7 protein-coding genes and 1 pseudogene are annotated in these 9,935 nt (G+C 71.6%); 3 read left to right on the forward strand and 5 right to left on the reverse strand.

Annotated elements, in window-relative coordinates; genetic code table 11:
• Positions 1–72: 72 nt before the first annotated feature.
• Positions 73–3,630, reverse strand: a complete 3,558-nt coding sequence (locus J7357_RS03480; RefSeq protein WP_209244844.1) for an Rne/Rng family ribonuclease — start codon at positions 3,628–3,630, stop codon at positions 73–75.
• Positions 3,631–4,024: 394 nt separating this feature from the next.
• Between J7357_RS03480 and J7357_RS03485 the strand changes: the two genes are divergently transcribed.
• Complete coding sequence (locus J7357_RS03485) at positions 4,025–5,014, forward strand: RluA family pseudouridine synthase (RefSeq protein WP_043090516.1); 990 nt, start codon at positions 4,025–4,027, stop codon at positions 5,012–5,014.
• 43 nt (positions 5,015–5,057) lie between these two features.
• Here the strand turns inward: J7357_RS03485 and J7357_RS03490 are convergent, their stop codons facing one another.
• From J7357_RS03490 to J7357_RS03505, 4 genes are all read right to left on the reverse strand, one after another.
• Positions 5,058–6,902 (reverse strand): DUF3300 domain-containing protein, encoded by a 1,845-nt coding sequence (locus J7357_RS03490; RefSeq protein ID WP_209244845.1) that lies wholly within the window; start codon positions 6,900–6,902, stop codon positions 5,058–5,060.
• A gap of 126 nt (positions 6,903–7,028) precedes the next feature.
• Positions 7,029–7,850 (reverse strand): zinc transporter ZupT, encoded by an 822-nt coding sequence (gene zupT / locus J7357_RS03495; protein ID WP_209244846.1) that lies wholly within the window; start codon positions 7,848–7,850, stop codon positions 7,029–7,031.
• 86 nt (positions 7,851–7,936) lie between these two features.
• Positions 7,937–8,368, reverse strand: a complete 432-nt coding sequence (locus J7357_RS03500; RefSeq protein WP_209244847.1) for an energy transducer TonB — start codon at positions 8,366–8,368, stop codon at positions 7,937–7,939.
• 5 nt (positions 8,369–8,373) lie between these two features.
• Complete coding sequence (locus J7357_RS03505; protein ID WP_209244848.1) at positions 8,374–8,715, reverse strand: 4a-hydroxytetrahydrobiopterin dehydratase; 342 nt, start codon at positions 8,713–8,715, stop codon at positions 8,374–8,376.
• 86 nt (positions 8,716–8,801) lie between these two features.
• On the opposite strand from J7357_RS03505, the gene J7357_RS03510 reads away from it, so the two are divergent.
• Both J7357_RS03510 and J7357_RS03515 read left to right on the forward strand, forming a co-directional pair.
• Positions 8,802–9,398 carry an NfuA family Fe-S biogenesis protein gene (locus J7357_RS03510; protein WP_019800223.1) on the forward strand — a complete coding sequence of 199 codons (597 nt, stop codon included), beginning with the start codon at positions 8,802–8,804 and terminating at the stop codon, positions 9,396–9,398.
• 13 nt (positions 9,399–9,411) lie between these two features.
• Positions 9,412–9,935, forward strand: a pseudogene (locus tag J7357_RS03515) (hypothetical protein); the annotation flags it as partial.

A 9,935-nucleotide genomic window follows, 5' to 3' on the forward strand; every position in this document is an offset into this window, starting at 1 on the left:
CGAGCTTCCCACCGCCCATGAAAAAAGCGGCCCGAAGGCCGCTTTTCCCTGCTGCAACGGAACGCGCGTGGATCAGCCGCGATCCTTGTGCTCGTCGCCGTCCGCCTTGTCCGCGGCATGCGGAGCATGCGCTGCGGACTGCGTAGCCGCGGCGGCACGTTCCTTCTTGTCCGCCTCGTCTGCAGCCGCGACCTGCGCCTGCGTCGGCGCGGCCGGCGTGGCGACCGCGGCGCTGCTGTCGCTCGCCGGGGGCGCCGATGCAGGCTCGGTCGGCGCCGCGGCCGCTGCGTCGTCACTCTGCGGGACCTGCGCCGGTGCCTCGGCGAAGGCGTCGAGCAGGGTGGTCTGCACCGGTGCGTAGGCCGGCTTGACCGGCGCGGTTTCCTCGGCACCAGGTTCCGCGGAAACGGCGGGCGCGGCGGTCGGCGCCGCGCTCGGCGCGACGGTAGCCGTCGCCGGCGCAGTCACGCTCGCCGGATCCTCGACCGTCGCCGTGGCATCCGTGGCCTCTGGCTCCACGACCGGCGCCTTGACGGCGGTGGCGGTCGGTTGCTCGACGGACGTCGCGACCGCCTGCGGATGCTGCGGCGCAGCCGGCGCGACGGCCGGGGTTGCAGGCGCGGATGGCGCTGCTGCGTGCTCGGCGGCGACCGTCTCCTGCGCAACCGGCGTGGTCGCGGCGACCGGAGCCGGTGCCGCAGCCACCACCGTATCGGCGTGGGCCACGGCTGCAGCGCTGACGCCCTGCGCTGCAGCGGTCGGCGCGGTCGGCGCAGACGATGCGATCACGGCATCGGCAGCGGCCGGCTGCATCGGCGCGGTGGCCGGCGCAGGCACGGGGTCGGCGGTGATCGGCGCGGGGGCCTGGGCTGCGTCATCGGCCGGTGCTGGTGCACTGGCGGCGGCTGCACGCTCACGACGCGGCTCACGCTTTTCCTGCGGCTCGCGCTTTTCCTGCGCGGGCGGCTGCGGCTTGGGCGCCGGCGCGTCGGTGGCAGCGTCGTCGTCGAAGTCGAACTCCGGCTGGCTGCGGCTCGGCGCCTGCGCGCTTTCGCCATCGCTGTCGCTGTCGCCGGCATCCAGGTCGGTATCGTCCAGTCCGCTGGCATCGCCGGCAGCGCCGGCTTCGCCATTGCCACGGCGGCGGCGGCGGCCACCGCGACGGCCACGACGGCGGCGGCCGCCGGCGTCGCCGGTGCCGTCCTCACCCTCGGCGCCTTCGCCAGCGGGCACGGCCTGCGCGGTTTCCGCGGCGCTTTCGCGCGCATCGATACTGTCTGCTGCGGCGGCCGGTGCCGGTTGCACCGGTGCCGGGGTGGCGGCCTCGACGGCGGCTGCCGGCTCCTGGGTCGCGGCGATCGCGCCACCGGCGACCGCCGCGGCGGCCAGGATGGTGGCGTCCTGCGCCGGCGTCACCGGAGCGGTCGCGACAGGCGCGGCCTGCTGCTTGGCGACGGCCTCGTCGGCGCGCGGCTGGCGCTGCGGCTTGTCGCCCTGCGCGGCGGCCTGCGCCGGCTCCTGCTGCGGCTTCGGCTGGCGCGGCGGGTTCTGCGGCTGCTGCGGCTGCTGCTTCGGCGGCTTCGGTGTTTGCGGCTGCTGCTGCGGCTTGGCCTGCTGCGCGGCCTGCTCGTTGCGCGGCGCCTTGGGCTGCTGGTTCTGCTGCCCGGCGGGCGCGGCACCACCGTTGCCATTGCCGGCGCGGCGCTCGTCGCGGCGCGCGTTGCCGCCACCGTTGTTGCCGTTGCCGCGGGCGGCATTGCCGCCCTGTCCACCGTTGCGGTTGCCGTCGCGGCGGGCGTTACGGTCGTTGCGATCGCCACGGTCGTTGCGGTTGCGGTTGCCGTCCTGCGGGCGCTGGCGCTGGGCCGGCTCGGCGGCGGTCGGGGCTGGGGCCGGGCTGTCGCCGGCGCCGAAGATGCGCTTCAGCCAGCCGACCACGCCGGTGGCCGGCGGCGCGACCGGGGCCGGCACAACCACCGGCGTCGGTGCCGGTGCGGCCACCGGTTCCTCGACCACTTCGCGCACCGGGGCCGGCTGCGAGTGCTTCACATTGGTCACCGCAGGTGCCGGGATGTTCAACTGCGCCTTGGTCAGCGCGTGCACCGGCAGCTTGCGCGGGGTGCCGCGCTGGTAGCTCGGCTTGGTGCTTTCCTCGCCAAGCTCGTTCTCGCGCAGGCGGGTCACTTCGTAGTGCGGGGTGTGCAACTGCTCGTCGGCGACGATCACGATCGGCGCGTCGTGGCGCTTCTCGATCTCGCTGAGCGCGCGGCGCTTCTCGTTGAGCAGGTAGTTGGCGATCTCCACCGGGGCCTGCACCAGCACCTGCCCGGTGTTCTCCTTCATCGCGTGCTCTTCGGCGACGCGGATGATCGACAGCGACAGCGACTCGACGCTGCGCATGCGGCCGTGGCCGTCGCAGCGCGGGCAGACGATCTGGCTGGATTCGCCCAGCGACGGACGCAGGCGCTGGCGGCTCATCTCCAGCAGGCCGAAACGCGAGATACGGCCGATCTGCACCCGCGCGCGGTCGTACTTGAGCGCGTTCTGCAGGCGGTTCTCGACCTCGCGCTGGTGCTTGTTGGAGGCCATGTCGATGAAGTCGATCACCACCAGGCCGCCGAGGTCGCGCAGGCGCAGCTGACGCGCGACCTCTTCGGCCGCCTCCAGGTTGGTCTGGAACGCGGTGTCCTCGATGTCGCTGCCCTTGGTGGCGCGCGAGGAGTTGACGTCCACCGCGGTCAGCGCCTCGGTCTGGTCGACCACGATCGAGCCGCCGGACGGCAGGCGCACGCTGCGCTCGTAGGCGGCCTCGATCTGCGACTCGATCTGGAAGCGGTTGAACAGCGGGATGTCGTCGGTGTAGTGCTTGAGCTTGCGCAGGCTCTGCGGCATCACCTGCTGCATGAACTCCTGGGCGTCGCCGTACATCTCGGCGGTGTCGACCAGGATCTCGCCGATGTCGGCGCGCAGGTAGTCGCGCAGGGCGCGGATGATCAGCCGCGATTCCTGGTAGATCAGGAACGGCGCCGGCTTGGCCAGGGCGGCCTCGGCGATCGACTTCCACACCTGCAGCAGGTAGTCCAGGTCCCACTGCAGTTCTTCGGCATCGCGGCCGACGCCGGCGGTGCGGATGATCACGCCCATGTCGTCGGGGATGTTCAGCTTGTCCAGCGCTTCCTTCAGCGCGGCGCGGTCCTCGCCTTCGATCCGGCGCGAGACGCCGCCGGCGCTGGGCGAGTTCGGCATCAGCACCATGTAGCGGCCGGCCAGGGAGATGAACGTGGTCAGGGCCGCGCCCTTGTTGCCGCGCTCCTCCTTGTCCACCTGCACCACGACTTCCTGGCCCTCGCGCAGCAGTTCGCGGATCGTCGCCTTGTTGTGGTCGACGCCGGCCTGGAAGTAATCGCGGGAGATTTCCTTCAGCGGCAGGAAGCCGTGGCGCTCGCCGCCGTATTCGACGAAGGCCGCTTCCAGCGAGGGCTCGAGCCGGGTGATGCGGCCCTTGTAGATGTTGGACTTCTTCTGTTCCTTGGACGGCTGCTCGATGTCGATGTCGTACAGGGTCTGGCCGTCCACGATGGCCACACGCAGTTCTTCTGCCTGCGTGGCGTTGATCAGCATTCGCTTCATTGTTGCGTTCCTCGCGCTGCTACCGCGCGGAACGCCATGGGGTTTCGCTTCTGGTCACGCTTCGTCGCCCATCGCGCAGGCGCGGGGTGGGCGTCTTGGGTTTCCAGCGCTACGACACCACGGCGAGCCGCGGGAGCGCTTCTTGCTTTTAGGTGGTTCAGGACCGGCGGCGACTCCAGCCAGGCTGGGCGCCGCACGGGGCATGTTCAGCGCGGACACTTGCGGCATCCGGCGATGGCCGGGCAGGCCGGTGAGCCGCTAACATGGCCGCCCCGGGGGCGGTGGTCGCGCACTGTGCCGGAATCGTCGTAAGCCGGGCTTCTGGCCCTCAACTAACTTCCAACGAAATCAAACCCTTATCTCGCCCCCCGAGTGTAACAGAATAAACTGCCTGATGACTTCCCCCCCGATCCCTCCGAAGCCGCGCGATGTCGCGACCAGCGCGGTGCGCATTCTCAAGGTCCCGGAAGACAGGGCCGGACAGCGCGTAGACAATTTCCTGCTCGGCCAGCTCAAGGGCGCGCCGCGCAGCCTGATCTACAAGCTGATGCGCAGCGGCCAGGTGCGGGTCAACGGCGGACGCACCAAGGCCGAGCGCAAGCTCGAGGCCGGCGACGAGGTGCGCATCCCGCCGGTGCGCTTGACCGAGGAGGGCGAGAAGAGCGCGCCGCCGGACGCGTTCATGGCCCGGCTCGAGGCGGCGATCGTCTACGAGGACGCGCGGCTGCTGGCGCTGAACAAGCCGTCCGGCGTCGCCAGCCACGGTGGCAGCGGGATCAGTTTCGGCGCCATCGAGACGCTGCGTGCGCTGCGTCCCAATCAGTCGCTGGAGCTGGTGCACCGGCTCGACCGCGACACCTCCGGGCTGCTGATCGTGGCCAAGAAGCGCTCGGCGCTGACCGAACTGCAGGCGCTGATGCGCGAGGACGACCGGGTGCAGGGCCGCGGCATCAGCAAGCGCTACCTGACCCTGCTGGTCGGGCGCATGCCCGACGGCACCATGAGCGTGGACGCGCCGCTGCACATCGGCCTGCGCCAGGGCGGCGAGCGCCACGTGCAGGTGAACGCGGCCGGCAAGCCGTCGCTGAGCCACTTCCGGGTGCTGGAGCGGCGTGGCGGGCATTCCTATTGCGAGGTGCGGATCGAGACTGGCCGCACCCATCAGATCCGCGTGCACGCCCAGCACCTCGGGCATCCGGTCGCCGGCGACGACAAGTACGGCGATCCGGCGGTCAACAAGCGCCTGCGCGAGCAGATCGGGCTCAAGCGCCTGTTCCTGCATGCCGCCTCGCTGGAATTCAGCCTGGACGACGGCAAGACACCTTATCTATTGAATGCACCGCTGGCCGACGAACTGGCCGAGGCGCTGAACCGCCTCGGCTGAGCCAGGCCCGCGGGAGCGGCTTGCTGCCGCCCCCGCGCTGCGTTCAGCTTTCGTGATGGTCGTGATCGTGGTGCCCGTCGTGGTGGGCCGGTGCCGGGCGTTGTGCCGGATGCGACTCGGCCGGCCGCGGCTCGGGCATGCGCGGCGGTGGGGAGAACCGGGCCACGCGCTGTTCCTGGTGCTGCTCCTGGCGCGGTTCCGGCATCGGCGCGCGCATCGTCTCGCGCGGCATCTCCTGCGCGCGCGCCTCACGCTGGGGCGCCGGCGCATGCCAGGCCTGGGCGCGCGGCGCCTCGGCCGGCATCGCCTCTCGCGGTGGCTGCGCACGCGCCATCTCGCGGGCCAGGTTGTCGCGGGCGAAGCCGGTCGGCTGCATGGCGGGGTCGCCGCGCCGCTGCGGTTCGGCGAAGCGCGGCGTCGGCGTTGCGCTGTGGTTGGCGACGTTTTCGCGCGGCATCGGCGTGGGCGTCAGCGCCTGCGGCACCGGCCGGCCATGGAACTGCGGGACCGGCATCGACGGTGCCGTGCGTGGCGCATTCGGCTGCGCCATCGCCACGTTGCGTTGCGGTGCCGCGGCACGCTGGGCGAAACCGGGCAGCAGGCGTTGGTCGCGCGCGGCGGCCATGGCCGCTGGCGTACCCGGAGCCGGCAGGCGCTGCACCGGCGGTGGCATCGCCGCCACCGGGCGGCCGGCCTGCAGCATCTGGTTGGTGAAGTGCGGCATGGTCTGCGGCATCGCCGGCTGCTGCGCGCGCGCCGGCCCGAACGCCGCTGCCGGAGTGCGCGCCGCCATCGCCGCGGCGGCCATCGCGGCCCCCGGCGCATGCGCGGCAGCGAAGGCCTGCTGCCCACCCGGACCGCCCATCGGCGCGGCCGGCGGCGGCGCGCCGCGGTAGTCGTTGTGCACGTAGCTGCGGTTGTCGTAGTGATTGTTGATGATGGTGGTGCGCGGCGCGTACACGCTGTTGCGGTAGACCACGTAGTTCGGCGCCGACGGCGGCGCGTTCCAGTTCACTCCCCAGTTGTTCCAGCCCCAGCTGTGCCACGGCGGCGCCGGTTCCAGCCAGCCGAACACGCTGTGGTGGTGGTGTTCGAGCGCATCGCCGACCAGCACGCCGACGCCGAAGGAGATGATGCCGGCGGTGACCAGGTCGCCGGTGTCGTAGTAGGGGCGCGGCGGGCGGTAGCGGTACTCGCGGTAGACGTTGACCGGCGCGCCGTAGACCACGTCGGGGTCGTAGCGCGGCACGTAGACCACGTCCGGCTGCGCCGGTTCGATGACGATGGTGCGGGTCGGCGGCGGCACCGCATCGGCATAGGCCGGCGCCGGTTCGACCACGGTGCGCTGCACCACCTGTACGCGCTGCTGCGGGGTGCTGCGCAGGTGGCCCTGCGCCTGCGCGCGCTGGCGCATCACCTGCACCGCGTCCAGCACCTGGTTGGGATCGTGGGCGTAGGCGTCGCCCAGCGCGCGGGTCCAGTCGCCGTTGCCGGCCAACTGGTCGACCACGTCGGGGAAGGCGGTCAGCGCCTTGACGCTGGGATCCCAGGGCTGCGCCGCGGCCGCCTGCAGGCGGTCGGTGGCGGACAGGCTGCGGTTGTTGCGCAGCCAGTCCTGCGCCGACACCACCTGGTCCGGATACACCGAGGCGGCCAGGGTCTGTGCCAGCAGCTTGTCCGGGAACAGCGCGATCGGCGCGACCAGTTGATACAGCTGGTCGGCGGTGGGCGGGACGTAGGGCGCAGGTGCGGGCGCTGCGGCGGGGGCCGACGCATCGGCCTGGGCCGCGGGGGCGGGCGCATCCTGTCGCTGACAGGCGCCCAGTGCCACCACGCTCAGGGCGGTGAACAGGGCCAGCCTGGCCGGAGGAAAGGGGCGGAGATCCATGCGACACCTCATCGAGCGGGGCGAAGGTGGCCGCAGCATGCGCCGCCTTGGGTGTCTGCGACCTTTCTGCGCAGCGTCGTCGCGCGGGCCAGCGAGCGCCCGTTCAGCCGGCGTCGACGGGCATGCTCAGACCGGCGCGGATAGCCGGAACAGCACCAGGCTGAGCGCCAGCGTGGCCATGCCCGCGACCAGGCCGTACACCGTCTCGTGCCCCTGCGCATAGCGCTTGGCCGCCGGCAGCAATTCGTCCAGGGCCAGGAACACCATCACCCCGGCGATCAGCCCGAATACCGCGCCGAACACTGCCTCGGACAGGACGCGTGCCAGCGCGACGTAGCCGATCAGCGCGCCGATCGGCTCGGCCAGGCCGGACAGCAGGCTGGCGGCGAAGGCATAGGACTTGCGCCCGGTGGCGTAGTGCACCGGCACCGCGATGGCGATGCCTTCGGGGATGTTGTGCACGGCGATGGCGAAGGCCAGCGGCATGCCCACCGCCGGGCTCTCCAGCGTGGCGAAGAAGGTGGCCAGGCCCTCGGGGAAGTTGTGCGCGGTGATCGCCACCGCGGTGAGCAGGCCGACGCGCTTGACGTAGGCGCGGTTGTCGTCGCGAAACAGCGGATCGCGGCTGTTGAGGCTTTCGTGCGGATTGGGCACCAGCCGGTCGATCGCCACGATCAGGACCATGCCGGCCAGGAACGCCAGGGTGGCGTAGGCCTGGCCCAGGCGCGGATCGAAGGCCGCACTGAAGGCGGCGATCGACTTGCCGAGGATCTCGGTCAAGGACACATACACCATCGCGCCTGCGGAGAACGCCAGGCCGAAGGCGAGCAGGCGCGGATTGGGTCCCCTGCTGAACAGCACCAGCACACTGCCCAGGCCGGTGGCCAGGCCGGCGCCGAGGGTCACGGCGAGCGCGACCAGGACGTTGTGCAGTGGGATCTCCAGCATGCGCCGGCGGCTCCGAGGAAAGAGGCGTCGATCAGACCCGGCGCGCTGCGGGTGTCGCGTGAAGGCGCGCGGCGCGCGCCCATGGTTCAGCCGGCCTTGTGCGCCTGCGCGTCCAGCGCGAAGCAACGGTCCGGGCGCGGCTGCGGCGGATTGAAGTTGACCGGCACCTGGATGGTCCACGGCACTGCCTGGCCGTTGCGGGTGGCCGGCTTGAAGGTCCAGCCGCGCACGGCCTCCTGCGCCGAGGCGTCGAGCTTGGCCTGGCCGCTGCCGGTGACCACGTCCACTTCGGTCGGCTTGCCCTGCACGCCGACCACCACCTTCAGCACCACGGTGCCGCCGAGCCCGGCGCAGGCCACGTCGATCGGGTAGTCCGGCGGCGGCGTCTTCACCGCGGCGACCTCGGTCGGCGGCTGGGCCACGGTGTGTGTCTGGGATTGCTGGGATTGGCCGCAGCCACTGAGCAACACGGCGCTCACGCAGGCCAGGGGGAACAGACGACGGGCGGTAGCGGGCATCGGGATCATTCCGGAAGGGCGGACGCCTTGGCGGCGCAGATGAAGTCGTTCTCGCTGAGGCCGCCGACGTCGTGGGTGGAGTAGCGCACCACCACGCGGTCGTAGTGCACGCCCAGGTCGGGGTGGTGGTCCTCGCGGTGCGCGATCCAGGCCAGCGCGTTGACGAAGGCCAGGGTGCGGTAATAGTCGGGGAAGCGGAAGGTGCGGCTGATCGCATTGCCGTTCTCCACGACCTCCCAGCCGGGCACCTGCGGCAGCAGTTCGGCGACGCGCGCCTGGGTCAGTCTGTACTCGCTGCCCTTGCAGGGCGAGCAATGGGCCTGGGCGAGCGGGATCAGGTCGTTCATGGAGGGTCTCTGCGGTGGAACGGACAGGGCCGATCAACATACCGCCCGCGATGAGCGCAGGGCGTGGAAGGGTCTAGAATACCCGCATGATCCAGATCTCAGACAACGCACAGGCCCATTTCCGCAAGTTGCTCGAACGCGAGGCCGTGCCCGGCATGGGCGTGCGGCTGAGCGCGGTCGATGCCGGCACCCCGCGCGCGGATGCGCGGCTGGAGTTCGCCGAGCCGGCGGACCTGGCCGGCGACGAATGGGCGATCGACTGCGCCGGCTTCACCCTGTACGTGGCGGCCGACAGCGTCGCCTGGCTCGACGGCGCCGAAATCGACTACGTCACCCAGGGCACCGGCCAGCAGCTCACCATCAAGGCGCCCAAGATCAAGGGCGAAGCGCCGGGCGAGGCGGCCTCGCTGGTGGAGCGGGTGCGCTGGGTCGTGGAAAACGAGGTCAATCCGCAACTGGCCCAGCACGGCGGCCGCGTGGCGGTGCAGGAAGTCTCCGCCGATGGCGTGGTGCTGCTGCGCTTCGGCGGCGGCTGCCACGGCTGCGGCATGGCCGACGTGACCCTGAAGCAGGGCATCGAAAAGACGCTGATGGGCCGCGTGCCCGGGGTGACCGCGGTGCGCGACGCCACCGACCACGACAGCGGCAGCGCTCCCTACATTCCGCGCGATTCGGCCGCCTGACGTCCCGCTGCCGGTGACGCGCGCCACCGACATCCTCGATGTGTTGTTGGCGCGCACGCCGCGCAAGCTGCTGCGCGACCGCCGCACCGGTCTGCCATACGCATGGGCGCACTGGATCGCCGCGCAACCGGCCGTGCCGCGCCCGTTCGCGGCCCCCGAACTGATCGCGGCGATGCCGCCGGCGCAGCCACCCGTGACCACGCGCCTGCCGGCCTTGCCGCTGTGGCAGGCGTTCCGCCGGCTGTGGTGGCAGCACTGGGATCCGGCACCGTACGACCAGCGCTGGTGGCGGCGCATTGCCGTGCTGCTCAGCCTGCTGCTGCATCTGCTGTTCGCCATCTTCCTGCTGTGGGTGGCGTTCGTGCGCTGGCTGCCGCCGCTGACCGATGCGGACCAGGCCGGACGCGTGCAGGTGGAATTCGTCGGCCGCGGCACGCCCGCCGAGAGCGGTGGCGGTGCGCCGGCCGAGGCCGCCGCGTCCACGCAGGCGACGTCGCCGACCCCGCCGCGTGCGCAGCGCGCCGCGTCCGCGCGGCC

Origin of the sequence: Xanthomonas sp. D-109 (genome assembly GCF_017746095.1) — a bacterium.
GTDB lineage: Bacteria > Pseudomonadota > Gammaproteobacteria > Xanthomonadales > Xanthomonadaceae > Xanthomonas_A > Xanthomonas_A sacchari.